Source organism: Myroides odoratimimus (genome assembly GCF_004337635.1).
Lineage (GTDB): Bacteria > Bacteroidota > Bacteroidia > Flavobacteriales > Flavobacteriaceae > Flavobacterium > Flavobacterium odoratimimum.
In genome coordinates this window covers 1,153,196-1,179,583 of sequence record NZ_CP037427.1, presented here as the reverse complement: position 1 = coordinate 1,179,583, position 26,388 = coordinate 1,153,196, and the positions used below count along the sequence as shown (strand labels likewise).

Below are 26,388 nucleotides of genomic sequence, written 5' to 3'. Positions count from 1 at the left end.
AAATTTACATAAATAGTTAACTATCAAATTATTCAATCCTTTTTTCAGAACCTCAACTTCTAACACATACATAACCTTTACAAATAGTCATCACATTTATGAATTGATCTATCATATAAATAAAACACGATAATGCACTTCTTAAATATCCCTATAAACAGCCATTTTTCTTAAATAGACGAGCCTAATCAATAATATATGAGACAATTATACAGATATTTGTTTCATATAAACTTAATAGAAATGGATAATAAAACTTTATCAATCGTATCATACATCACATTAATTGGATGGTTAGTAGCATTCTTTGTAGGAAAAGAAAAAGCAAATGACTTACTAAAATACCACTTAAGACAATCATTTGGTGTATTAATCTTAAGCTTCGTTTTATCACTTGTTATACGAGTAATAGCAGGTATATTCCCGGTCATTGCAGGTATGATAGCAATAGTAATATACTTAATCATCCTTCTGTATATGATTATGGGAATACTTAATGCAGCAGGAGAAAAGAAAAAACCATTACCCCTTATCGGTGAATGGTCTGATAAGACACTTAGTTTTATTAAGTAGTTACATTACTCTACAATAAGAAAGAGGATTGATTTGATGAATCAATCCTCTTTCTTATATAACCTTTTTATCAGATATTATGTGCTATACGCCACAGTACTCCAGAAGGATCTATTAATACGAAGTCTCTCATCTTCCACGCTCTGTCTTCCACAGCTGTCAGTCGGATAGCATATTTTGACTGAAGATCTAGGTTTTGCAAATGGGTGTACCAATCATCTGCACTCTCTACCTGCAAGTGAAACATTAGATTCTCCGCTGCCTCTTGATTATAAAAATTCTGTAAAAAGAACTTCTCGGTTCCACAGTCCAGCAGACACAGTTCTTCACTCTGCCATACTATCTTAAACCCAATAGCTGTATAGAACGCTTTAGACACCTCAAAGTCTTTACATGGGATAAACGACTTTAGTTCTACTACTGACAAATTAAGCTCTTTATGTTCCATAATCACATCTATATTATACTTACAAAAATAACGAAAGCTACCCTTTTGAGGTAGCTTCTGTTTATATAAATAATAGTAGTTCTTATTGTTTAGTGAACACTTCCGTCACACCATTAGCAGTAAGCTTTAATGTATTCTGATCTGTCACCTCATACGTAAACGTAGCAGACTTCACAGAAGTAGAATCAGTACCTACCATCGCTGTTTCGAAGATAACAGTATTATCTACCATCTTCCATTTAGTAAATTCGTTAGCCTTGTCCTTGATAGCAGACATTGTCCCGTCCTCTTTTAGTTCGAAACCTTGTAGCAAGCTTGCATCTGCTCCATTTGGCTGCGTCCATGCACCTACCAAGTGTTTCATATCAAGAATTACAGGAGTAGACTCAGCTACTGTTTCTGTTGGTGTAGTTTCTTCCACTACTGGTGCTTCTGTCTGTTGTTTACAAGAAGCGAAAGCGATAGCTACAAAAGCTAAAGCAAGAACTGTTTGTTTCATTTGTACTTAAAAAATCTAAATTAGATTACTTTTTAGTGAATGAATCTTTTGATTCACCATTCACTAGGTTTAATGTTTTACCATCAACCACCTCAAATTGGTATGACACAGTATCTACACTAGATGTACCATTACCGATACTCTCTTGTTCTAAGAACAATTTATCTCCTTCTACCCACCACTTATTTGTTTTAAGCGTAGCCATATTAATAGAAGTAGCTGTTCCGTCCTCTTTTAGTTCGAATCCTTGTACTTCTTTATCATTAATAGGGTTTGGTTGTGTCCAAGACGCAACTAATACTGTAGTGTCCACAGCCTCAGGCGCTGTAGTCTCTTCTACTACTTCAGTAGTTGTTGTTTCTTCAGATACAGGAGCTTCAGTTTGTTGTTTACAAGAAGCGAAAGTGATAGCTACTAATGCAATAGCTAAAGTCATTTTTGTTAATTTCATAGCGATATAAATCTTTGTTTTTGTTGGATCAAATGTAGGATAGAGAAGTGTGAAAAAATAAAATTAAGAATAATTTAACCAACCTCGTAATGATAAGTAAAACAGTAAATTACAAATAAACTTTTCTTATAAAAATCGTTTTTTAGTTAAAAAAAGAACAGACCTCTTCTATTCATATTCTCAGAGGAGTACATAATCATATATACACTTTCTAAATCACTTTATTCTCACCTAATAATACCTTGTATGCAGAAAACAAAAAAGTCGCTATAAAGGCGACTTCTGTATTCCTTACAATTTCATTTTATAATCAGTAAATACCTTACCATTCATAATCTTATTAAGCTTTGTACCTATCAACTTTTTAGTCAATGAGCTTAATCGATCAGTAAATAAGACCCCTCTAGTATGGTCATACTCATGTTGTATAATACGCGCTGTAGTACCGTGGAACGTCTTAGTGTGAGGTTTAAAATCTCTATCTAGATACTCTATCGTGATAGACCATGGACGTGTAACGCGCTTAAAAATATCAGGAATACTTAGACATCCCTCTATCTCATCCCATGTCTCATCAGACTTACCGACAATACGTGCATTGATAAACGTCTCGCGCATCCCTGTATCTCCCTCTGCGAAGTTAGCTTTTCGCTCATCCTCTTCTGCATTCTCATACATCACTATACTATCTACTACGAATAGCTGTTTAGTCTCTCCTATCTGAGGAGCTGCTAGCCCACATCCATAAGCATGCTCCATAGTCTCCCACATATTATCGATAAGCTTATTTAGATCTTCAGAACTGCTATCTATCGTATCACAGTCTACTTTTAATATTTTATTTCCGTATGCTAATATTGGTAATTTCATTGTGTTTCTATTTGTTACAAAAGTCGGGATAAGTAACTTCCTACACAAAAAAACTAGCCTTAAATAACATGAGTACGGTATAAGAAACTTAAAAACGAAAGACCAATCTTCCCATTAAAACATTAATTCAAACATACTTACCCTCACCTCAAAAAAAATCTCTATCCTATATATTAGCGAAATCATAGAGATTAAAGATAAAGTTGACGAGTTTTAAAAAGCAAATTGTTCTCTTCTAATAAGGTCCTTAGCTTGCACTTTCGTGGAGATTGCCTGCACTTTTCTAGGAGTTTACTAGCCTAAAGAGCGCTTTTCTCGAAGAAAGGTGCAAGCAAACCTCAAGAAATCCCCAAGCATCTCGGTATAAAGCTATAGGTATGTGACCCATAAATACGCAGAACCAAGAGACAGCTAGCTCGAGTCGAATTGGCGTTAATGATAAAGAGATAAAAAACAACGCATTGCTATAAATTATATCATAGCAAAGAGAACACACCTCCCTGCTATAATTCATAGCATAATGATATAACTCTCTTGGACTGTAATTAATTTATATTACTTTTACATCAGTAAGAATCTAATTTTTATAAAAAATGAGTGCAGATAAAGAAGCAAAATTAAAAGCGTTACAACTTACACTTGATAAGTTAGACAAAACTTATGGTAAAGGAACAGTAATGAAGTTGGGAGATACTGCTGTAGAAGAGGTAGAAGTTATTTCTTCTGGATCACTAGGTATTGACCTTGCATTAGGTGTAGGAGGATTTCCTAGAGGAAGAATTATAGAGATATACGGTCCAGAATCATCAGGTAAGACGACTTTAACTTTACACGCTATCGCAGAAGCACAAAAAGCAGGTGGTATAGCAGCATTCATTGATGCGGAGCACGCTTTTGACCGTTTCTATGCACAAAAACTAGGTGTAGACATCGACAACTTAATTATATCTCAACCAGACAATGGGGAACAAGCATTAGAGATCGCTGAGAACTTAATTCGTTCTGGAGCTATTGACTTAGTAGTAATTGACTCTGTTGCTGCCTTAACTCCTAAGAGTGAAATCGAAGGAGAGATGGGAGATTCTAAAATGGGATTACACGCTCGTTTAATGTCTCAAGCTTTGAGAAAGTTAACTTCTACTATTAGCAAGACTAACTGTACTGTATTCTTCATTAACCAGTTACGTGATAAAATCGGTGTAATGTTCGGTAACCCTGAGACTACTACAGGAGGTAACGCATTGAAATTCTACGCTTCTGTACGTCTAGATATCCGTAAATCTACTCAGATCAAAGATGGTGAGAATGTGATCGGTAACAGAACGAAAGTAAAAATCGTGAAGAATAAAGTAGCACCTCCTTTCCGTACTGCTGAGTTTGACATCATGTATGGTGAAGGTATCTCTAAAGTAGGTGAAGTACTGGATATGGCTGTTGACTATGAAATCGTGAAGAAAAGCGGATCTTGGTTTAGCTACGGTGATACTAAATTAGGACAAGGTCGTGATGCTGTGAAATCAGTGATCAAAGACAACCCTGAACTAATGGAAGAACTTGAACAATTAATCAAGGACGAAATCAAAAATAAAGAAGCTTAATTGTTTCTATCCTTAAATACGAATCCCTTACAATGTTATTGTGAGGGATTTTTTTATATATCAACCTATAAATCCTACTAGTGCAGTATATCGTAACGTCAATACTGCTATATACATAAAACCACTAACAAAGAGTATTACAAGGAATTAGAAAAACTCCTTTACCTTCTGCAATGATAAACAACACAAATAGCCCTATTAGGATAGGTAAGCTACTAAATATTCCTCTCAATACAATTTTCTTATCATGTCTATCTAAAGCCATATATCTATTAATCAATACATAATAACGTTAAATAGTACAAAAAAAGTATTTCAACAACACCAACGCCTTTTAAATAATAATCCATTAACACTAGGCACTAAAAGAAGAATCACTTAATTTTGTTGTTCAATAAAACATAAAAAATAGTATGAAATTACGATTATTAGCACTCTTGCTAACAATTACAACCTTTATTAGCTGTGACGATCCGTTTAAAAGACATGATTTTTACCTGTCTAATCCAACTGATAAAGAGATTACAGTATCACTAGATGAAAAGAAATATACCTTAGCACCAAATACCTTTGAGGTACTAAAGCTAGATAATGGTATACACGAATTAGACTACAATGGACAAAAAAACAAGTTCAACGTATTCAAACAAAACTCTGGTGGTATCATCAACCCAACTTTAGAACCGCACTATATCTTCTCGATGGTATATGCTACAGAAGGCAACTTTGACAAATTTGGTTCTATTACAAGAGAAGTACTTATTGATAATGTACTCTATGAAGATAATATTAAATCGACTAATGCGCTTTTTATAGATAATAACCTATACAGATGTACCTATTTCTTAGGTGAAGAATATCCTGCAGAACAGATTACACATAATAAGAATGCAGTAGGTAACTTCTACAATAAATTCTTTACTAAAGCTGAGTTTATCGCTTTCTACGATGAAGATTTACCTGCAGAGAGCAAAGGTTTTCACCAACAGAACATGGTTGCTGGAGGCGAATGTACCATTACAGAACCAAACGCATTAGAACTAACATTACCTGACGTACCACAACAAGATGTAATTGCTTCTTATCAGCAAGAGATAGCATTAGTAGAAGAATTTAAAGCTTCAACAGATGCAGGTCGTCAAAAAGAAATTCAAAAAGCACTGTTTGATTTATCTATGAGCCGTTCTAAACTTGATATTAATTACAGTAAATTATCACCTGAACAAAACCAATCTATGAATGACTTCGTTCATGCTAGTGGTAGAATTTCAGGAGCAGGTATCATACAACTGTGAATCCATAAACCACACTATAACTAAAAAAGCGGTGAGATCTTCGTTGTCTCACCGCTTTTTGCATTATTTCGCTTTATACTCCTTCTCCCATTCTAGCACAGGATCATATAATAGATTAAAAGCTGTATCTCTTACTTCTTTTTTGTTCTCTAGGGTCAGCCCTTTCGTTTCTATACAAGGAAATATCTTGACTGGTACCACTCCTGGGTGGCCTATCCCCCATACAAAAGGAAAATAATGTCTCAATCTACCAAATGCTAAAGGAGCTATCGGTATCTGATGATCTATAGCTAGCCGAAAAGCACCATCCTTAAAACTGTCTAGTATGATCGTTCTATCATCTGTCACTCCGCCTTCAGGAAAAATGCAGATACTAAGCCCTCTACTTAGACGCTCTTGTGCACTGTCGAATACTTGCTTTTTACTTCTTGCATCCTTTCTATCTACTAGAATACAGGCACGTTTATAAAAGAACCCAAACACTGGAATACTCGATAATTCTTTCTTCCCTACAAAGACAAAAGGATTGTCCTTTACAAGAATAAGCATCATCATAATGTCTAACATCGAAGTATGATTAGCAATAAACATATAACTCTTCCCTCTCTCTAGCGGAGTTTCTTCTTCTATCTTATACCTCATCCCTATGCCGTAAAATACGAGAATAGCCCAGATACGAGCTACTTTAAAAAACTGAGGATATGTCTTCTCTGATCCAATCGTTATCAATAAAAAAGGAGATAATATTAAAATAACGATTACCATCCAGATATAAAACCACAGTCGCCAAAGTGAACTGAAAAACACACTTATACTTTTCACCATTTGTATTACAAATTCTATCTTTTACTAACTTCAAAAATAAACAATTCTAACACCATATAACTACATTGACTAGTAAAAACAAGGCAAATAAACTTCAATTCGCTTATCTTTGCTTTTTAAATAATTAATATCACGCAATGGCTAAAATTCTAACAGGAGTTCAAAGTACAGGAACTCCACACTTAGGGAATCTTTTAGGAGCTATTCTACCAGCAGTAGAAATGGCAAACAAAAAAGAGAATGAGTCTTTTATTTTTATTGCGAACTTGCACTCTGCAACGCAAATTAAGGACGCTAAAACTTTACAAGAAAATACCTATAGTGTTGCGGCTACTTGGCTTGCTTGTGGTGTAGACGTTAATCATGTAACTTTTTACCGCCAGTCAGATGTACCGCAAACAACTGAGCTTACTTGGTACTTAAGTTGCTTCTTTCCATACCAACGTCTAACATTAGCTCATTCGTTTAAAGATAAGGCAGATGTTTTATCTGATGTTAATGCAGGGTTATTTACTTACCCAATGTTGATGGCAGCGGATATCTTACTATACGATGCTGAATTCGTACCAGTAGGAAAAGACCAAATGCAACATTTAGAGATTACACGTGATGTAGCATCTCGTTTTAATCACCAAATGGGAGAAACTTTTGTATTACCAGAGGTAAAAATCCAAGAGGAAGTAATGGTAGTACCCGGTACAGATGGAAACAAAATGTCTAAGTCTAGGCACAATACCATCAATATCTTCCAAACTGATAAAGTATTGAGAAAAGAGGTTATGAGCATCGAGACAGATAGTACTCCTCTAGAGAATCCAAAGAACCCTGATACTTGTAATGTATTCACGATCTATAAACTATTAGCTACTCCAGAACAAATAGAAGCGATGAGAGCTAAATACTTAGGAGGTAACTATGGTTATGGACATGCAAAACAAGAGCTTTTCGAACTTATCGTTGAGAAGTTTAAAGATATTCGTGAGAAATACGAGTACTATATCAACAACTTAGAAGAAGTAGATCGTCTATTAGGGATCGGTGCAGAGAAAGCGTCTGTGATCGCTACAGGAACTCTAAATAAAGTAAGAGAGAAATTAGGTTACGGAAGTGCTAAATAGTCTTCTATACCCTTTCTTAAGATATCTTATAAGCCTTACCTCTGTGTAAGGCTTATGTATTTATCGCTATTATACAAGCTCAAAATACTTACCTGGCAATGGCCTTACTACACCCAGCATTTCTAAATTAAGCAGGATACTACTTACCTTATAAATCGGTAGAGAACAGCTGAGTGCTATAATATCTAATAACTCACGATCATGCTTACTCAAATAATTAACTATCAACTGTTCATCAGGATTGAGATCTAGAAACAGTTGGGGTTGAATAACTTTAGGCGCTTTAGCTTGAGCATCCCAGTTTAGGGTTTCAACAATCTCTTTAGCAGAAGTTAATAATTGAGCTTTATTCTTTTGAATAAGATGATTGCAACCTGCACTCATAATATCACCCACTCTCCCAGGAACAGCAAAAACGTCTCTGTTATAATCATTAGCAAAGGTCACTGTAGACATAGAGCCTCCCTTAATAGCACTTTCAATAACAATAGTAGCCTGAGACATCCCTGCGACAATGCGATTGCGTTGAATAAAGTTCTCTCTATCTACCTTACTGCTCACCCAAAACTCGGATAGACAAGCCCCACCCTGTTCTTCAATACGCCTAGCTACCGCCGTGTGAACATCAGGATAAATTCTATTCAACCCATGTCCAAGAACAGCATAAGTATCTAAACCATTATCTAAAGCTGCTATATGTGCGGTAATATCTACTCCGTAGGCTAGACCGCTCACAATAATGGGGTTATACGACTTTAGATCACTTATTAATTCCATACAGATTTCCACACCTCTTTTGCTTGGATTACGTGTCCCTATAAAGCTAATAACCTTTCTATTGTCTAAACTGATACTAGGTACTGTACTAAATAACAATAAAGGGCTATCCTCACACTCTTTCAATAAAGTGGGGTAACAACTATCTGTATAATCAAAACAAGACAAGTGATACTTCTCAATATTTTTTAATTCTTGTTCGGCTCTTTTTAAGACATTGCTATCTTGAAGATTTCTCCATAACATACTACCAATCCGATGTACAACAATGACATCCTTTTCTTTGGCTAAAAAGACTTCTTTAGGAGAACCGAAGTACTCTAATAATCGCTTAGCTGTTATTGGGCCAACTCCCACAGTCGATTGTAATGCCAACATATAAAATAACGTTTCTTCTTCCATAGGTAAATTGGTAATCAATTATAGTATTTGTATCTTCACTTCACAGCCTCAAAAACCTATCCAATATCACGTCAAGCCTCGATATTCTTTCATTTGTTTTAGAAATATAACTTACTATAGATAAAAAAGTTATAGGTTGTTAAAAATAATAGTGAATATTTTTTTGATTAGTTATTGTTTAATGTAATTTTGTCTTTATGAAGATCGAAAAATACATATCAGCTTTGCTTTATAGATACCAGTGTGTAATCATTCCTGGTTTTGGAGCTCTATTGACAGAAATCAAGTCATCATATTACAGTGAGGAGAAACAATGTTTCTTCCCTCCACAGAAGAGTCTTTCTTTTAATGCGAATATTAAGCATAACGATGGGTTATTAGCTAATCATATCGCTGTAGAAGAGAATATCTCTTATGATGAAGCTGTTTTATTAATCAATCAGAATATTAAAGGATGGGAAGTAGAGTTGAGCAATATCGGTAGTCTAGAATTACTGAATGTAGGTGTATTCCAAACAAACTCTGAAGGTAATCTAGTATTCGAACCTGCTTCTAATAGCAATTACTTAATGACCTCTTTTGGTCTGTCTACAGTAATGGCAAAGACGATAGAGCGATCTCCTATCATCCCACTTGCTGAAACTGTTACGGTACCCACTGTTAAAACAAATAAAAAGTATACTTTCTTTAAATATGCTGCTGTAGTAGCTTTATTTATCAGTACAGCTGGAGTATTTGTAAACAAAGGATATGAAGCCTACTTAAATGATGAGGCATATACTGTAAGTAAAAATGTGCAGAGTAGAGTAGAGAATAAAATACAACAAGCGACCTTTATCATAGAACCTACAGCCACTACTATCTCTATTCCAGTAAAAGAAGAAGAGGAGCTTATAGAAGAGACTGTAAGTACCCCTTACCACGTTATCGCATGTGCTTTTAGATCAGAACAAACTTCTCTATCTGAGGCTAAGAAACTACAGAAAAAAGGGTATGAAGGTGCTAAAGCACTATCTCGTACAAAATATGGAGTCTACCCTGTCTCTTATGGTAGCTATACGACTCAACAAGAGGCTCAGCGAGAAATGAGAAAAATACATAATACTGTCAATATTGATGCTTGGATTTTAGTACAATAAATAGTTAAAACATATATCCCGAATCTGAAAAGGTTCGGGATTTTTATTTAATGTGCCTATATTTGTCGAAAATAATAACAATGGAAGCAAAATTAGTATCTGAATCAGCTACTTTAATGACAGACTTAGTTCTACCAGGAGAGACTAACCCACTTAATAATATGTTCGGTGGAGAATTATTAGCTCGTATGGATAGAGCTGCTGGTATCGCTGCTAGAAGACACTCGCGCAGAGTATGTGTTACGGCATCAGTGAACCACGTCGCTTTTAACAGACCCATTCCTCTAGGAAGTGTAGTAACTGTGGAGGCTAAAATATCTCGCTCATTTAACTCATCTATGGAAGTGTACTTAGATGTATGGATCGAAGACAGAGAATCAGGAATAAAGAAAAAAGCAAATGAAGCTATCTATACATTCGTAGCTGTAGATGATACAGGTCATCCTGTAGCTATCCCTGAGCTAATACCTGAAACAGATTTAGAGAAAGAAAGATACATCGGAGCCTTAAGACGTAAACAGTTGAGTTTAGTTATCGCAGGAAAGATGAAACCTAGTGATGCTACAGAACTTATAGCTCTATTTAACGAATAATATTATGAAGAAATTATTATCCCTATTTGTAGTTGCATTCTTTGCATTACAGACAGCTAATGTATTTGCTTGGGGTACTACTGGTCACAGAGTAGTAGCTGAATTAGCAGAAAGAAACCTAAGCAAAAAAGCTAAAAAACAATTAAAAGAAATCATTGGCAACCAACAATTAGCGTATTGGGCTAACTGGCCAGACTTTTTAAAGTCAGATCCTTCTTGGAAGTTCGCAGATAGCTGGCACTATATCAATATGCCTGGTGATCTAGATAGACAAGCATTCGATAAAGAACTAGCGAACTCTACAGATGAAAACTTATATAAAAGAGCTCTTATCCTTATCGAAGAGTTAAAAGACAAGAATCTTCCATTAGCAAAAAAACAAGAGAATCTGTACTTCTTAATCCATATCATCGGTGATGCTCATCAACCACTACACATCGGTAGACCAGAGGATCTTGGAGGAAATAGAGTAAAGATAGAATGGTTTAGAAAAGCAACTAACTTACACAGTCTATGGGACTCTGCTCTAGTTGATTTCGATAAATACAGCTATACAGAATATGCTACTGTACTAGATGTACACGGTGCTAACTACAATCAAAAAATCACTTCTGGTACATTAGAAGATTGGATCTATGATTCGTACACGATGGCGAATAAACTATATGCTAGTGTAGAGCCTGAAGAGTCTCTAAGCTACAGATACCACTTTGATCACAAAGACAACGTAGAAAGTCAATTACTAAAAGGAGGATTAAGATTAGCTAAAATCTTAAATGATATCTTTAAATAAGACATATCTAAAGCATACAGAAAAGGCGAAGTAATGATACTTCGCCTTTTCTTATTTAGTGCTAAAACTAGCTTATTTACATTTAAATTATCGACTATAACTAGATCTAGACGATGAAGATGAACTACTGCTTCCTCCTCTACTGTAGCCTGATGAGCTACTTCCAGAAGATGAGCGGCTATAGTTACTACTTGATGAGCTACTAGGGTAAGAACTACTAGACGAACGACTGTAGCTACTATTGCTAGAACTACTTGGATAAGATGAGCTACCTCTACTATAACTAGATCTAGATGATGAGTTACTAGGATAAGATGAACTACTAGACGAACGACTATAACTACTATTGCTAGAGCTACTAGGATAAGATGAACTTCCTCTACTATAACTAGATCTAGAATAAGAGGAATTATTAGACGATGAGCTCGCATTACTAGAAGAGTTACCTCTACTGTAGCTAGAACGAGAATTGTTGCTTCCTGTATTCGATATCGCCTCTCCTCTATTATAAGAACTAGAACCTGTATTATCTGTAGAACTACTACCTCTACTGTAACTAGAACGAGAGTTACTGTTTCCATTACTAGATGTACTACTATTATCCGTATAAGCAGATCTTCTGTAATTTGGGTTCTGGTTACTGTCTACTGAATATTCACTTCGTGAGTTAGAGCTACCTCTAGTATTGGTTAAATCTTTTCTATTATAAAAACTATCCTCACTATATCTGGTTCTAAAAGATTGATTAGGATTTTGCCTTTCATAAGAAGATTGAGCCACCCCTTGATACATATTCTGAGCCTGTGTGCTGTATCGCTTACTTGAATAATAGTAATTATTATAATGATTAATCTGAATATTAACATGGCTCATGTATCGATCAGTGCTGTATGGCGAATAATGATAATAATAATCAGGGTAATACCCCCATCCCCAAGATGAGTGATATGCTCTGTAATTACTAGTCCAGAATAAAGTAAACATAGGTGGTCTACTTAAATAAACAGGCTCATAAATATAATTAGGTCCATAGAGATAAGAGTTTCCAACTACCTGCATTAATACAACATTTTCTCTTGTATCTTTTTCTACTTCAATAGTTGCTACATCTTGAAAAAGATCCTTACCTAATACAGCTTGAATCACAATAAGGTGTGTTCTTCCTTCCACTAATTCCACAACTCGTAGATAATCTACATAACCATCTCTATTTAAGTCAAGGTTATTAATTCTCAAATTAGGGTCATTCAGTCTAAATTCAAAATCAGATAAATCTTTAGACTCTCCAAATATAGAAGCTACAGCTTGAAGGTCTAAATTATCACTAATGTCATAGTTATTAGCTGTTACGACAGCTCTCTGTCCAAAACTTAAAGCTCCAGTAAGAGAAAAAATAACTAAAAATATATATTGTATTATTTTCATTTCAAAAAGTATAAAATGTTATCACTTCTTCTATAATGGCAAAAAATGTACCATAACAATCTATAGCAAGATACTGAAAAACAAAGAGTAAAACTTATTTGATTTCATAAAAAGAGTAAATGTTTTCATAATATTCCACATTTCAAGGGTAGTGATAACAAATTAAAAGACAGTATTTTAAAGTATCTTCTTATTTAGTCTTACAATTTTAGTAATTTTGCACTATAATATAGTTTATATGATTGATAGAGAAGAAATAAATTTTGAACGTTCTGTAATCGTTGGAATCATTACACAAGATCAAGATGAATCAAAGCTAAATGAGTATTTAGACGAATTAGAGTTTTTGACATTTACAGCAGGAGGACAAGTATATAAGCGTTTTACACAGAAAATGGACAAGCCGAATCCTAAGACCTTTGTTGGTACTGGGAAGATGCAAGAAATTCATAATTATATTGTAGAGAACGATATTCATACCGTGATATTCGATGATGAACTATCGCCTGCTCAACAAAAGAATATTTCTAGAGAACTAGACTGTAAAGTACTAGATCGTACTAACTTAATCCTAGATATCTTTGCTCAAAGAGCACAAACTTCTTATGCAAGAACTCAAGTAGAGCTAGCACAATTCCAATATTTGTTACCTAGATTATCTGGTATGTGGACTCACTTAGAGAGACAACGTGGGGGTATTGGGATGAGAGGTCCTGGAGAGACAGAGATAGAAACAGATAGACGTATCGTACGTGACCGGATTACCCTTTTAAGAGATAAACTAAAGGTAATCGATAAGCAAATGGCTTCTCAAAGAGGAAACCGTGGAGCGATGGTACGTGTAGCATTGGTAGGATATACTAACGTAGGGAAGTCTACACTGATGAATGCTGTAGGTAAAAGTGAAGTATTCGTAGAGAATAAGTTGTTTGCAACATTAGATACAACTGTACGTAAAATCGTAATTGGCAACTTGCCATTCTTATTGTCAGATACTGTAGGTTTTATTCGTAAACTACCTACTCAGTTGGTTGAGTCATTCAAAAGTACCTTAGATGAAGTAAGAGAAGCAGATCTATTATTACACGTAGTAGATATTTCTCACCATGACTTCGTAGATCACATCGAATCTGTAAATGAGATTCTTAAGGATATCAAGAGTAATGACAAGCCTACTATTATGATATTTAACAAAATAGATGCTTATCAACCAGAGAGAATAGAAGAGGATGATCTAATGACAGAACGCACTTCAAAACACTATTCGATAGAAGAGTGGAAGAAGACTTGGATGAATAAAGTAGGTGAAAACAATGCTATTTTTATCTCTGCAACAAACAAAGAAAACTTTGAAGAGTTTAGAAAGAAAGTGTATGAAGCAGTACGTGAAATCCACATTACACGTTTCCCTTATAACAACTTTTTATTCCCGGATTATGACCATTTAATTGAATCTTCAGAAGAAGAATAAAATATTTGTTTATAAATTAATTAGTAAAAGAAGATTAGATAATAATATTTTTTCTATTTTTACACTATTGCTAAAAAGCTGATTATATGTATTTATCAATGAACAATAATTTCTCTAATAATAATTTGAATCGTTTCTACGACTCGAAGAGGAATCCTATTGGCATTGATTTAAGTTAATTATATATTATTTCATTATCCGTTTAAAGGCTCCTCTCTGAGGAGCCTTTTTTATTTTAAAACAAATTCAAAAACAAAAAATCATGAGCAAAAAAGAAATTTTACAAACAGAAAAATCCATTGCATTAGTCAAAGAACAATTCTCTAAAGGACTATGTGATGCACTTAATCTATATCCTATATCATCACCTATGATTGTAAATGAAGGCACAGGAATTAATGATGATCTAAATGGTATAGAACGTCCAGTGTCATTCCCTGTAAAATTTCTAAATAACAATCGCGGCGTAGTAGTACATTCATTAGCAAAATGGAAAAGAATTAGACTACAAGAACTAGAATTAGATGCTCATGAAGGAATTCTAACAGATATGAAAGCCCTTCGTCCAGATGAAGATAGCAGTCCTATACACTCTATCTATGTCGATCAATGGGACTGGGAATTACGCATTGAAAAATCTGATAGAACTCTAAGTTATTTGAAAAATATAGTACGTTCAATCTATCAAACATTGCTAGACACAGAACACAGAATATATGAAGAACTAGGAATAGAACCTATCCTGCCTAAAAAACTATCTTTTATCCATTCTGAGCAACTTTTACAACTATACCCTACTCTAACTTCAAAAGAAAGAGAACATGCAATAGCGAAAGAATATGGAGCTGTTTTTATTATAGGAATTGGAGGAAAGCTATCTAATGGACACCCACATGATAGTCGATCAGCTGACTATGACGATTGGACTACTCCTACAGAAGATGGTTATAAAGGATTGAATGGAGATTTACTAGTATGGAACCCCGTTCATGGTAAATCACTAGAACTATCTTCTATGGGAATTAGAGTAGATAAAGAAGCTTTAGAACATCAATTAGAGTTAGCAGGAGCTTTAGATAAAAAATCGTTGCTATATCACAGTTTACTTCTTGAGGACAAGTTACCTCTTTGTATAGGTGGAGGTCTAGGTCAATCAAGAATTTGTATGTTTTTATTACGTAAAAAACATATTGGAGAAGTACAAGCAAGTATTTGGCCAGAAGAAGTAAGAAAAGATGCAGAACAAAAAGGAATAAACCTATTATAAAAAAAGAAAAGGTTGGCGAATGCCAACCTTTTACTTTGTATTTATTCTATTAGAAGTTGTAGTTTACTCCTACACCTACCATCTCTCTAACTTGGAAGCCTTTATAAGCTAAGTCATCATAGATTGTTTGGAATGTAAAGTTTGTAGAAAGATATTTATTAATCTTCATCACTACATTCAACTGATAATCAATTACTACATTCTCTGGTTTTTTCAAATAGTTAGAATATAAGTTTAAGATATTCTCAACAGATACATTCTCCATAATGTCGAATTTGTAGTATCCGTTAACTGACATCCCCAGTTGGTATTTCATTGATTTACCTTTTTCGACACCAAAAGCATCGCCAAACTCTGTAAAGTGGTCATGAACTAAAATGAAACGTGAAGTAGCAGGTGCAATATTCACTTTCAAATTATCACTCTTTTTCCACAACATACCAGGTCCTACTTGTAAATAAGCTGGAGACATAAAGTGTGAGTTATATACTCCATCTTTATCTATCCCTCTATCCATCTGAGTCTTGAAATTCAAGAATGCAGAATAGAACCAGTTACCTTCAGCCTTTTTACCTAGCAATGAGTTAAACTCTAGTCTATCATCAGTTTTCTTCTGATCTTGCCCTTTTAACTTAGTAAGACCATAACTAGCAATTATTTTATTATCCCAGTTCCAATCACCTTGTTTGTAATTGAAATCATAATTTACTTTTAAACTTCCAGATACGTTATTATCTCCACCTGCTTGCCAATTTGAGAAGCTAGATTGGTTAAGTAAAAAAGTAAAATTACCTGTTCTTGTCCATGGGCTAACAGCTTCTGTTGCCGCATTAGCCTCAGTTTCCTGAGCCTGAGCCGAATACACTGCTAAGAAAGCGCACACTCCTAATAAAAGTCTCTTCATATTGTTAAAATTTTAATCAAAAATAATAACAATAAGTTAAAATAGCAAAGAATGGACTACTTTTTAATTGTACGTTTATACACAGGTACAGCAGAACATGCTTCTCCAAACATCACTGAACGTGCGTGATTCATCATTAATTGGGTTGCTAAAACATACGCCTCCTCAGGAATTTCCTTCTTTGAACAACCTTTAATTATCACTGGTAAATCCGCATATTGAGAATAATCTAAAGAAAATAACAATTCTTGATAAATAGACTTTTCTAAATGTGCTCTATCTCCTAAAAATATACGTTTGGCAACAGGTTGAAGATGACTTGTCAAAAGCATATATGCCCATCCTGGAAGAATAGCATCTGTAGAACAGAACAATCCTACGTAAGCATTCTCATAAAGAGACCAATCTACTTCTTTTAATGCAGCTCTGAACTCTTTCTCTCTAAGTACAAAACCCTCATATAACCACTGTGCTATATCGATATCCATACGAGGATTCGTAGGATATAGCTCTTCTAGGTCAAAAACTCTTAGAGCGCTATTAGCAACTTTATTTACAATTTCCCCTTCCATAATTAAAGCATTCCCAATTCTAGCTTAGCCTCTTCACTCATTAAATCTTTTGTCCAAGAAGGCTCAAAAGTTAATTCAATCTCAACACTTTTTACATTGTCTATTGATCGTACCTTTTCCTCTACTTCCATTGGTAGAGTCTCTGCTACAGGACAATTAGGTGAAGTTAATGTCATAAGAATCTTAACATCATAATTCTCATTAACAAAAACATCATAAATTAATCCTAGCTCATATATATCTACAGGAATCTCTGGGTCATAAATAGTTTTAAGAACCTTAACTATATTCTCCCCTAATTGTTGTACATCTACTTCTTCCATACTCTATAAATTTATTGTTTAGCTTGATAAGCTAAAGCATACATTTTAATTTGTTTTATCATTGAAACTAATCCATTTGCTCTAGTAGGAGACAAATGTTCTTTTAGACCTATCTCGTCAATAAAAGACATATCAGCATTCAGGATATCCTCTGTTCTCTGTCCTGAAAAAACTCGAATCAGAATAGCAATAATTCCTTTCGTTAAAATAGCATCACTATTTGCTGTAAAAACGACCTTGTCGTCTTGTAAATCAGCATGTAACCACACTTGTGATTGACATCCCTTGATCAAGTTCTCTTCTACTTGATATTGAGGATCGATTAACGGAAGACTTTTTCCTAATTCAATAATATATTCATAACGTTGCATCCAATCGTCGAACATTGAAAAATCGTCAATTATCTCTTCTTGAATTTCTTTAATTGTCATATCGTTATATTTTCTTTATTTACTTATTATGATAACATCATTTGTGCTTTCTTCACTGCTTCTACTAACACATCGATTTCCTCTTTCGTATTATAGAAAGCAAATGAAGCTCTAATTGTACCTGGAATACCAAAAAAGTCCATAATAGGTTGCGTACAATGATGTCCTGTACGTACCGCTACACCAAGTTTATCTACAATAACTCCAACATCATAAGGATGAATACCTTCTAGATTAAAAGAAATCACTGAAGTCTTCTCTTTAGCTGTCCCATATATTTTAAGTCCTTCTATTTCAGATAAACGCTTCGTTCCATACTCTAAAAGCTCATGTTCATAAGCAGCTATTTTATCAAACCCTATTCCGTTTAGATAATCTAAAGCAACTCCTAATACAATTCCTCCAGCAATATTCGGGGTACCTGCCTCAAATTTGTGTGGTAAACATGCATACGTTGTTTTCTCAAAAGTCACAGTCTTGATCATCTCTCCTCCTCCTTGATAAGGTGGTAATTTATTTAACCATGCTTCTTTTCCATAAAGAACACCAGTTCCTGTTGGTCCACACACCTTATGACCTGAGAACACATAGAAATCACAATCTAGGTCTTGTACATCAGGTTTAATATGCGGTGTTGCTTGAGCACCATCGATTAAAACAGCAGCTCCTACTTGATGCGCTTTAGCTATAATTTCCTTAATTGGGTTAATAGTTCCAAGCGCATTAGAAATATGGGTTACAGCTACTATTTTTGTATTAGAACTTAATAGCTTGTCGAATTCTTCCATAATTAAATCACCATCCTGATTCATTGGAATAACTTTCAATGTAGCACCTGAACGTTCACAAGCGAACTGCCATGGCACAATATTAGAATGGTGCTCCATAGCTGAGATAAGTACCTCATCACCTTCCTTAAGCAGACTACCAAAACCACTTGCTACCAAGTTTATTCCAAACGTAGTCCCTGCTGTAAACAGTACTTCATAATCATGCTTAGCATTCACATGAGCTTGTACTTTTTTACGAGCTTCTTCATACGCATCCGTAGCCAATTGACTAAGTGTATGCACACCTCTATGAATATTTGCATTGATAGTTTCGTAATATTTAACAATTGCATCCTCTACCACTTTTGGCTTTTGTGCAGTAGCTGCGTTGTCAAAATAAACTAAAGGCTTGCCATTTACTGATTGAGTAAGAATTGGAAAATTCTTACGTACCTCCTTTATATCTAACATATTACTTTTCATTTAATTAAAAATACTTCTCATACTTCTTTAGTATGCAAATGTAAAAGCAAAGATAAGGATAACTATACTTTAGCCTACTAAATATTAATTTAAAATTAATCTAAATATGTTTTGTAACGCGTAAAAAAGATTCTATTTTTGCCATAATTTAGAACTATTTCAAATAAACAACTCAAATGAAAAAACTAACAGCTTTATTCCTAATCGTTACAGCAATGATGAGCTGTAACTCTAAAAAAGAACAAGAGTCTACACCAGTTGAAACGACTCAAGTAAAAGAAAGAATTATTTCTCTAAATGGAGCAATTACAGAAACGCTTGTTGCACTTGGAGAAAAAGAAAATATAATAGCAGTAGACGTAACTAGCACTTATCCTGAAGACATTAAAACAACAGCTCAAGATCTAGGACATACTTCTAAAATATCAATTGAAAGCATTATGGCGTTAAAACCAACGGTTATATATGCTACAGAAAAAGACCTTAACGACGATTTCAAAAGTCAATTAGAAAAGACAAAAATCCGCTTAGAAGTTATTAAACAAGAGTTCACTTTAGAAGGAACTAAGACATTAATAAAAACTGTAGCTCAGTCATTAAACAATGAAAACTACCAATCGCTTCTAGACAAAATAGATCAAGACTTACAAGGTCTTCCTTCTTTTGAAAACAAACCTAAAGTATTGTTTATCTATGCTCGTGGTGCTGCTACCCTTCTAGTTGCAGGAGATAAAACACCTGTAAACAATATTGTAGATCTAGCAGGAGGACAAAACGCAGTAACAGAATTTGAAGATTTCAAACCTCTTACACCAGAATCATTACTAAACAGTAACCCAGACTATATCCTAATGTTCACAACAGGATTACAAAGTATGGGAGGTATCGATGGAGTATTAAAAATCGATGGTATCAACAAAACTAATGCTGGTAAAAACAAAAAAGTAATTGCGATGGATGGCTTATTACTAAGTGGATTCGGTCCAAGAGTAGGCCAAGCAGCAAAAGAATTAAATCAACTACTATCTGAATAAATTATAATGAAAACCAAACTCTCTTTTTACGCAATAGTATTATCTGTTATCTTAATTGTGATAGCCATTGCGTCTATATTCATAGGAGTTTATCAATTTGAGTCTGGATCATTCCAGACTTTATATCAAATATTGTTCACTAAGCAAGAGGTAAATCCAAGCGACTATTATGTATTTTTTGATGTCCGACTTCCCAGAGTTCTAATGGCAATCTTAACTGGCGCTGGACTATCTCTTGCCGGAACAACACTTCAAGGGATGTTTAAGAATCCCCTTGCTTCGCCAGATCTTATAGGTATTACAGCTGGATCTGTATTATTTGCAGCAGTGACTATTGTTTTAGGATCTCATATTAAATCCTTGATCCCAGAAGCTGTACACTACTCATTATTGAGTATAATGAGCTTTGTAGGAGCTATCATCACGATGTCCTTTGTATATAAAATGTCTACTACAGCGGGTAAGACTAATATCAGTGTATTACTACTATCAGGAGTAGCTATTACTTCTCTGACGGGTGCTGCGACAGGTTTGCTGACTTACTTATCAAGTGATGAAGAATTGAGAAATTTAACCTTTTGGACCTTAGGTAGCTTAGCAGGAGCGACTTGGACTAAAGTTAGTATCCTTGCAGTAGTTGTATTAGTTTCTATAATCTTGCTAATCAACAAGGGAAAGGCCTTAAATGCGATGATGCTAGGAGAACGAGATGCTACACACTTAGGAATACCAGTAGAAAAAACAAAGAAAAAAATAGTATTATTATCCGCCCTTATGGTAGGTACCATAGTAGCATTCACTGGAACTATAGGATTCGTAGGATTAATAGTTCCATATATACTTAGACTTGTTTTTAAATCTAACTATTACTTCATTCTACCCCTATCTACACTATGTGGTAGTATACTATTATTAGTTGCAGATACGATAAGCAGAACACTAGTGCCTCCTTCAGAGATTCCGATAGGTATTCTTACTTCGATTATGGGAGCACCAGTATTTATTGCTATATTAATCAAGTTTAAAAAATCACTCTAGTTATGATTGAAGCTTTTAAAATAAACTATTTAGCAAAAGGAAATTATATCATTAACGATATAGACTTCGAATGTAAAGAAGGTGAGTTTATTGCAATATTAGGTCCTAATGGAGCGGGTAAGTCTACGTTTTTAAGTATACTTGCTGACGAATTACACGAAAAGGGAAACAAAGTTCTATTGAAATCATGTGAATACCCTAAATGGTGTAGTAAAGAACTACCTAAGCACAAAGCTAAGTTTTCACAACATCACAATGGAGATATACCTCTAAACGTAGAAGATGTAGTGATGATGGGTAGATATCCTTATTTTGACCACATCCCTACAGAAGACGACAAAACTGCAGTACAGCAGAGTATGGACTGTATAGACATCTGTCCACTACAGCACAGAGAGTACAATCATCTATCAGGAGGAGAGAAACAACGCGTCCACTTAGCTAGAGTATTATCACAGTTAAACAATAATGTTGAAAATAAGCTGTTATTCTTAGACGAACCTTTGAACAATCTAGATGTACTACATCAGCACCGTATCATGGACATCATTAAAGAATTTACAGCAAAAGGAAATACAGCTATCGTAGTAATACATGATCTAAATTTAGCAGCACAGTATGCTGATAAAATACTCTTGCTACAAAAAGGAAAAAAAGTAATCTATGACACACCTGCAGCAGTATTAACTCAAGAGATCATCTCTGAGGTATATAACTTTCCATGTGTGGTGACTAAAAACCCTGTTAGCAATAACCCTTTAATAATATTTGGTATCTAAAAACAATAATTATGAGTACAAGCACACAAACATTAAAAGAACGTTGGGACGCTCTAAAGGTGACCAATCCACATATTAGAATACGCAACGCAGCCAAAGAACTTAACGCTAGTGAAATGGAATTGCTTGCTACACAAATAGGAGAATCTGTTACGCGATTAAAACCTGAATTTGAAGCAATACTATCTGAAGTAGAAACTTTAGGAAAAGTAATGGCACTTACGCGTAATGACGAATGTGTACACGAGAGAAAAGGGGTGTATGCTAACCCAGATTTTAGTAGCCCTCACGCTGGTCTATTCGTTAATCCAGACATTGATTTAAGAATCTTCTTAAGTCATTGGAAAAAAGCTTTTGCAGTAGTAGAAAAAGCAGGAGATAAAGACAGAATGAGTTTACAGTTCTTTGGTAAAGATGGTGAAGCTATTCACAAGATCTATTTAGTTCCTCAGAGCAACGAAGAAGCATTCCACGCATTAGTAAAAAAATATACTTCAGAAAATCAGTCAACTGAAGAAACAACAGAGCCTTATATACATAATCTAGACGAAAGATTAGATGAAGAGATAGATGTAGAAGGATTCAGAACAGAGTGGAAAGAACTAAAAGATACACATAACTTCTTTTCATTATTAAAGAAATACAACCTAACGCGTACGCAAGCATTAAGATTAGCTCCAGATGAGTACTACGCTAAGCAGATTACTAAAGATGCTATCGTAACCTTGTTAGAAGGTGCTTCAGAGGCACAGACACCTATTATGGTCTTTGTCGGGAATAGAGGTAATATCCAGATTCACACAGGCGAAGTAAAAAGAACGATGTGGCATCAGAACTGGTACAATGTACTAGACCCAGACTTCAATATGCACTTAGATATGGATAAGATAGCACAGACATGGATAGTGCGCAAACCTACAGAAGATGGTATTGTAACTTCTGTAGAAGTATTCAACGAGATTGGCGAAATCATCGTCCAATTCTTTGGTAAGAGAAAACCAGGAATACCAGAATTAGAACAATGGAGAGAACTAGTTGCTAAACTAGCTTAATATACTAAAAAGTGGAAGGTATACCTTCCACTTTTTTTATTTTCAGTAGGTCCCCTTCTATTCATCAAAAATAAAAAATTACATATTTTTTAAGACAACACAACAAAAATTAGGAATAACAAAATTGCCTTAAGACAATATCGCCTTAATACACCTACTCTCAAATGATATCACCATTAAATCGACAATCACAACATTTCAACAAATAATAGTTATCAACAGATGTTTAATAACTAATTATGATTTTCAAACATTTTCTATTGATTTAGTCCTTAGTAAAGAGTAAATTAGCTAAGATAACTTCGTCAATCTTATCTACTTACACACAAGGCTATCGCAGTGTTTACAAGTGTTTATCACTTTTAAAAAGTACACTTACTTGACGTTTTGACTAGAATAAGATTGTCCTAATTATGTAATCTAATAAAATTAAGCTATGTCGATTTTTGATAAAAGAGTAAACTACAAACCGTTTGAGTATCCTGGAATTTACCAATTCACAGATGCAATTAATAAATCATTTTGGGTACATAGTGAAGTTGACTTCACAGCAGATACACAAGATTTCCATTCGCACTTAACGAAAGAAGAACAACTAGCTATTAAGCATAGTTTATTAGCTATTGCACAGATAGAAGTTGCAGTTAAGACCTTTTGGGGAAACTTATACTTACACTTCCCTAAACCAGAATTTAATGGGCTAGGAAGTACATTTGCAGAATGTGAGTTTAGACACTCAGAAGCATATTCTAGATTATTAGATGTATTAGGATATAATGACGAGTTCGAGAACTTACTGACAGTACCTGTTATTAAAGAAAGAGTAGAATACTTATCAGAAGTATTAGAAAACTCTGGTAACTATACTGACCGCAAAAAATACGTAGTATCTCTTATCCTATTCTCTTTATTGATAGAGAATGTATCTCTGTTCAGCCAGTTTGCCATCATCTTATCTTTTACTCGTTTTAAAGGACTGATGAAGAATGTGAGCAACATCATCGCATGGACATCAGTAGACGAGCAAGTACATGCTAACGCAGGTATTTATATCGTTAATGTGATTAGAGACGAGTTTCCAGACTTCTTTGATGACGAGTTAATCAATCATGTCAATGAAGTAATCCATAAATCTATCGAGATCGAAAGTAGAATCTTAGACTGGATCTTCAGCACAGGAGAAATAGAAACGGTAAACAAAGCTGATCTATTAAACTTCATGAAGTTCAGAGTAGACGAAAGTATGCAAAAGATTGGCCTTAAAAAGGTATTTAATATCACCCACGAACAATACAAACCAATGGCTTGGTTCGAAGAAGAAGTGTTCGCAAACAGTTTAGATGATTTCTTCGCTAAGAGACCTGTTGACTATACGAAGCACGATAAGAGTTTCTCTGCAGACGACCTATTCTAAACCAAAAAATTCACTATCAAAAAAACCTAAAAGAATTCTATGAACAATTTCTCATTACCATTATTGACAGAAGACAACGATAACCTAACAGAAAAACTTTGGTGGAAAAACTCCGAAAGTGAACAAATCCTTAATAGAGGATACTTGCTTAAAGGAGAGACAGTAGAAGGTGCTATCGACCGTATCGCATCAGCTGCTGCCAGAAGACTGTATAAACCTGAATTAAAAGAATCATTCCAAGAGATGATAGAACGTGGATGGATGAGTCTAAGCTCTCCTATATGGGCTAATATGGGTACAGAGAGAGGTCTACCTATTTCTTGTTTTAACGTACATATTCCAGATGGTATAGAAGGAATCACACACAAGCTTGGTGAAGTAATTATGCAAACCAAAATCGGTGGTGGTACATCAGGTTACTTTGGAGCGCTGCGCGAGAGAGGTAGTGCAGTAACAGATAATGGTAAGAGTAGTGGTGCTGTAAGCTTTATGAAGTTGTTCGATACAGCTATGGACACTATATCACAAGGAGGTGTGCGTAGAGGTGCTTTTGCAGCATACCTAGACATAGACCATCCTGACTGTGAAGAATTCTTAAATATAAAAAATATCGGTAACCCTATCCAGAACCTATTCTATGGAGTATGTATACCAGACTACTGGATGCAAGAGATGATAGATGGGGATAGAGAGAAGAGACAATTATGGGCTAAAGTACTAGAGAGTCGCCAACAAAAAGGTATGCCATACTTATTCTTCTCTGATAATGTGAATGGGCATAAACCACAAGTATACAAAGATCTTAATATGCGTGTGAACGCAAGTAACCTTTGTTCTGAGATTATGCTTCCTTCTTCTGATGACGAATCGTTCATCTGTTGTTTATCTTCTATGAACTTAGAGTTATACGACGAGTGGAAAGACACAGAAGCTGTTAAACTAGCGATCTACTTCCTAGACGCAGTACTTCAAGAGTTTATAGAAAAAACAGAAGGAAACTACTATTTAGCTGCTGCTAATCGTTTTGCTAAACGTCATAGAGCGCTAGGATTAGGTGTACTAGGATGGCACTCATACTTACAGAAGAATATGATCCCATTCGAAGGGCTACAAGCTAAAATGCTAACAAATCAAATATTTGATAACATTAGTACTAAAGCAGACAAAGCGTCTCAAGAATTAGCGCGCATCTATGGTGAACCAGAGATCATGAAAGGATATGGTAGACGTAACACGACTACTATGGCTATCGCGCCTACTACCTCATCATCTGCTATCTTAGGACAGACTTCTCCAGGGATAGAACCTTTTAGTAGTAACTATTACAAAGCTGGATTATCTAAAGGAAACTTCATGCGTAAGAATAAATACCTAACGAAGTTATTAGAAGAAAAAGGCTTAGACAACGAAGAGACATGGAGAACTATAATGCTTAACGGTGGTAGTGTACAGCAGATAGAAGGTCTTACTGAAGAAGAAAAAGCAGTATTCAAGACATTCAAAGAAATCAGTCAACTTGAAATCATACAACAAGCTGCTGTGAGACAGAAGTACGTAGACCAAGCACAAAGCTTAAACCTAAACATCCCTTCTGCCCTACCGATCAAGGAAGTAAACAACCTAATGATCGAAGCATGGAAACTAGGAGTTAAAACACTATACTACCAGCGTAGTCAGAGTGTATCTAAAGAGATGGTAACGAACCTAGTGACATGTAGTAGTTGTGAATCTTAAGAACTCAATCTATATTATCTTATAATCTATACAGAGAGAATCTTCATACAGAGGGTTCTCTCTTTTTTTATCCCTCCTCTTCTACCTCATCGTATTATACAGTATGTCAAAGAACGTATGAACTATAATTCTATGGACAAAACTATTACTTCATACTTTCTTTATCCTCTACATTGCCTTTTATGACTGTATATGCACACTTCTAGTCTATTATGGTCGCATAAAGTGGGATAGGTATAATATTGTATATACAACCTTTTTAAGCGCGTATTATTGACTAAAGCAACTCTATGTGATAGTTACCTTAAAA

The 26,388-nt window shown here is 34.8% G+C and carries 27 protein-coding genes; 15 read left to right on the top strand and 12 right to left on the bottom strand.

Going from position 1 to position 26,388, the window contains the following annotated elements:
* Positions 1–243 precede the first annotated feature (243 nt).
* The gene (locus E0Z07_RS05475; protein WP_131540405.1) at positions 244–573 is read left to right on the top strand and encodes a DUF4870 domain-containing protein; all 330 of its coding nucleotides are present in this window, start codon (positions 244–246) and stop codon (positions 571–573) included.
* Positions 574–643: 70 nt separating this feature from the next.
* On the opposite strand, the gene E0Z07_RS05470 is transcribed toward E0Z07_RS05475, so the two are convergent.
* From E0Z07_RS05470 to def, 4 genes are all read right to left on the bottom strand, one after another.
* Complete coding sequence (locus E0Z07_RS05470; RefSeq protein WP_131540404.1) at positions 644–1,021, bottom strand: VOC family protein; 378 nt, start codon at positions 1,019–1,021, stop codon at positions 644–646.
* Between the two features lie 82 nt (positions 1,022–1,103).
* Entirely contained in the window at positions 1,104–1,520 is a 417-nt protein-coding gene (locus E0Z07_RS05465) for a lipocalin family protein (RefSeq protein ID WP_131540403.1), read from the bottom strand.
* Positions 1,521–1,545: 25 nt separating this feature from the next.
* A complete protein-coding gene (locus E0Z07_RS05460) occupies positions 1,546–1,971 on the bottom strand; it encodes a lipocalin-like domain-containing protein (protein WP_041888261.1) in 426 nt (141 codons plus the stop codon).
* A 291-nt stretch (positions 1,972–2,262) separates the two neighbouring features.
* Positions 2,263–2,841: a peptide deformylase gene (gene def, locus E0Z07_RS05455; protein ID WP_131540402.1), complete on the bottom strand. Its 579-nt coding sequence runs from the start codon at positions 2,839–2,841 to the stop codon at positions 2,263–2,265.
* Positions 2,842–3,434: 593 nt separating this feature from the next.
* Here def and recA point away from each other — a divergent pair.
* Complete coding sequence (gene recA, locus E0Z07_RS05450; RefSeq protein WP_006257865.1) at positions 3,435–4,439, top strand: recombinase RecA; 1,005 nt, start codon at positions 3,435–3,437, stop codon at positions 4,437–4,439.
* A 413-nt stretch (positions 4,440–4,852) separates the two neighbouring features.
* The gene (locus E0Z07_RS05445) at positions 4,853–5,734 is read left to right on the top strand and encodes a hypothetical protein (RefSeq protein ID WP_131540401.1); all 882 of its coding nucleotides are present in this window, start codon (positions 4,853–4,855) and stop codon (positions 5,732–5,734) included.
* A 63-nt stretch (positions 5,735–5,797) separates the two neighbouring features.
* Here E0Z07_RS05445 and E0Z07_RS05440 read toward each other — a convergent pair whose 3' ends face one another.
* The gene (locus E0Z07_RS05440; RefSeq protein ID WP_131540400.1) at positions 5,798–6,559 is read right to left on the bottom strand and encodes a lysophospholipid acyltransferase family protein; all 762 of its coding nucleotides are present in this window, start codon (positions 6,557–6,559) and stop codon (positions 5,798–5,800) included.
* Between the two features lie 137 nt (positions 6,560–6,696).
* On the opposite strand from E0Z07_RS05440, the gene trpS reads away from it, so the two are divergent.
* Positions 6,697–7,677, top strand: coding sequence for a tryptophan--tRNA ligase (gene trpS, locus E0Z07_RS05435; RefSeq protein WP_131540399.1), 981 nt, complete (start codon positions 6,697–6,699; stop codon positions 7,675–7,677).
* 69 nt (positions 7,678–7,746) lie between these two features.
* Here trpS and dprA read toward each other — a convergent pair whose 3' ends face one another.
* Positions 7,747–8,856: a DNA-processing protein DprA gene (dprA, locus tag E0Z07_RS05430; protein WP_449406731.1), complete on the bottom strand. Its 1,110-nt coding sequence runs from the start codon at positions 8,854–8,856 to the stop codon at positions 7,747–7,749.
* A gap of 197 nt (positions 8,857–9,053) precedes the next feature.
* Between dprA and E0Z07_RS05425 the strand changes: the two genes are divergently transcribed.
* The 3 genes from E0Z07_RS05425 (at position 9,054) to E0Z07_RS05415 (ending at position 11,381) form a co-directional block, all read left to right on the top strand.
* Positions 9,054–9,995, top strand: a complete 942-nt coding sequence (locus tag E0Z07_RS05425; RefSeq protein ID WP_131540398.1) for an HU domain-containing protein — start codon at positions 9,054–9,056, stop codon at positions 9,993–9,995.
* Positions 9,996–10,075: 80 nt separating this feature from the next.
* On the top strand, positions 10,076–10,588 hold the full coding sequence (locus tag E0Z07_RS05420) for an acyl-CoA thioesterase (RefSeq protein ID WP_006257871.1): 513 nt from the start codon (positions 10,076–10,078) through the stop codon (positions 10,586–10,588).
* 4 nt (positions 10,589–10,592) lie between these two features.
* On the top strand, positions 10,593–11,381 hold the full coding sequence (locus E0Z07_RS05415) for a S1/P1 nuclease (RefSeq protein ID WP_006257872.1): 789 nt from the start codon (positions 10,593–10,595) through the stop codon (positions 11,379–11,381).
* An 87-nt stretch (positions 11,382–11,468) separates the two neighbouring features.
* Here E0Z07_RS05415 and E0Z07_RS05410 read toward each other — a convergent pair whose 3' ends face one another.
* The gene (locus E0Z07_RS05410) at positions 11,469–12,806 is read right to left on the bottom strand and encodes a hypothetical protein (protein WP_131540397.1); all 1,338 of its coding nucleotides are present in this window, start codon (positions 12,804–12,806) and stop codon (positions 11,469–11,471) included.
* 238 nt (positions 12,807–13,044) lie between these two features.
* Here E0Z07_RS05410 and hflX point away from each other — a divergent pair, with 238 nt between their 5' ends.
* On the top strand, positions 13,045–14,277 hold the full coding sequence (gene hflX, locus E0Z07_RS05405) for a GTPase HflX (protein ID WP_006257874.1): 1,233 nt from the start codon (positions 13,045–13,047) through the stop codon (positions 14,275–14,277).
* A gap of 262 nt (positions 14,278–14,539) precedes the next feature.
* Positions 14,540–15,544 (top strand): aspartate--ammonia ligase, encoded by a 1,005-nt coding sequence (asnA, locus tag E0Z07_RS05400; protein WP_131540396.1) that lies wholly within the window; start codon positions 14,540–14,542, stop codon positions 15,542–15,544.
* 49 nt (positions 15,545–15,593) lie between these two features.
* On the opposite strand, the gene E0Z07_RS05395 is transcribed toward asnA, so the two are convergent.
* From E0Z07_RS05395 to E0Z07_RS05375, 5 genes are read right to left on the bottom strand one after another with little or no spacing between them, the layout of a single operon-like run.
* Positions 15,594–16,448 (bottom strand): DUF3078 domain-containing protein, encoded by an 855-nt coding sequence (locus tag E0Z07_RS05395; protein ID WP_131540395.1) that lies wholly within the window; start codon positions 16,446–16,448, stop codon positions 15,594–15,596.
* Positions 16,449–16,504: 56 nt separating this feature from the next.
* On the bottom strand, positions 16,505–17,020 hold the full coding sequence (locus tag E0Z07_RS05390) for a DUF2480 family protein (protein ID WP_131540394.1): 516 nt from the start codon (positions 17,018–17,020) through the stop codon (positions 16,505–16,507).
* Positions 17,021–17,022: 2 nt separating this feature from the next.
* On the bottom strand, positions 17,023–17,343 hold the full coding sequence (locus E0Z07_RS05385; protein ID WP_006257878.1) for an iron-sulfur cluster assembly protein: 321 nt from the start codon (positions 17,341–17,343) through the stop codon (positions 17,023–17,025).
* Positions 17,344–17,354: 11 nt separating this feature from the next.
* Positions 17,355–17,774 carry a SufE family protein gene (locus E0Z07_RS05380; RefSeq protein ID WP_131540393.1) on the bottom strand — a complete coding sequence of 140 codons (420 nt, stop codon included), beginning with the start codon at positions 17,772–17,774 and terminating at the stop codon, positions 17,355–17,357.
* A 26-nt stretch (positions 17,775–17,800) separates the two neighbouring features.
* Positions 17,801–19,015 (bottom strand): aminotransferase class V-fold PLP-dependent enzyme, encoded by a 1,215-nt coding sequence (locus E0Z07_RS05375; RefSeq protein ID WP_131540392.1) that lies wholly within the window; start codon positions 19,013–19,015, stop codon positions 17,801–17,803.
* A gap of 188 nt (positions 19,016–19,203) precedes the next feature.
* On the opposite strand from E0Z07_RS05375, the gene E0Z07_RS05370 reads away from it, so the two are divergent.
* From E0Z07_RS05370 to E0Z07_RS05345, 6 genes are all read left to right on the top strand, one after another.
* The gene (locus E0Z07_RS05370) at positions 19,204–20,061 is read left to right on the top strand and encodes a heme/hemin ABC transporter substrate-binding protein (RefSeq protein ID WP_131540391.1); all 858 of its coding nucleotides are present in this window, start codon (positions 19,204–19,206) and stop codon (positions 20,059–20,061) included.
* A gap of 6 nt (positions 20,062–20,067) precedes the next feature.
* Positions 20,068–21,099, top strand: coding sequence for a FecCD family ABC transporter permease (locus E0Z07_RS05365; protein ID WP_131540390.1), 1,032 nt, complete (start codon positions 20,068–20,070; stop codon positions 21,097–21,099).
* 2 nt (positions 21,100–21,101) lie between these two features.
* A complete protein-coding gene (locus E0Z07_RS05360) occupies positions 21,102–21,878 on the top strand; it encodes a heme ABC transporter ATP-binding protein (protein ID WP_131540389.1) in 777 nt (258 codons plus the stop codon).
* An 11-nt stretch (positions 21,879–21,889) separates the two neighbouring features.
* Positions 21,890–22,930 (top strand): hemin-degrading factor, encoded by a 1,041-nt coding sequence (locus E0Z07_RS05355; RefSeq protein WP_131540388.1) that lies wholly within the window; start codon positions 21,890–21,892, stop codon positions 22,928–22,930.
* Positions 22,931–23,366: 436 nt separating this feature from the next.
* Positions 23,367–24,344, top strand: coding sequence for a ribonucleotide-diphosphate reductase subunit beta (locus tag E0Z07_RS05350; RefSeq protein WP_006257885.1), 978 nt, complete (start codon positions 23,367–23,369; stop codon positions 24,342–24,344).
* Positions 24,345–24,383: 39 nt separating this feature from the next.
* A complete protein-coding gene (locus E0Z07_RS05345; protein WP_058699219.1) occupies positions 24,384–26,078 on the top strand; it encodes a ribonucleoside-diphosphate reductase subunit alpha in 1,695 nt (564 codons plus the stop codon).
* The last annotated feature ends 310 nt before the right edge of the window (positions 26,079–26,388 follow it).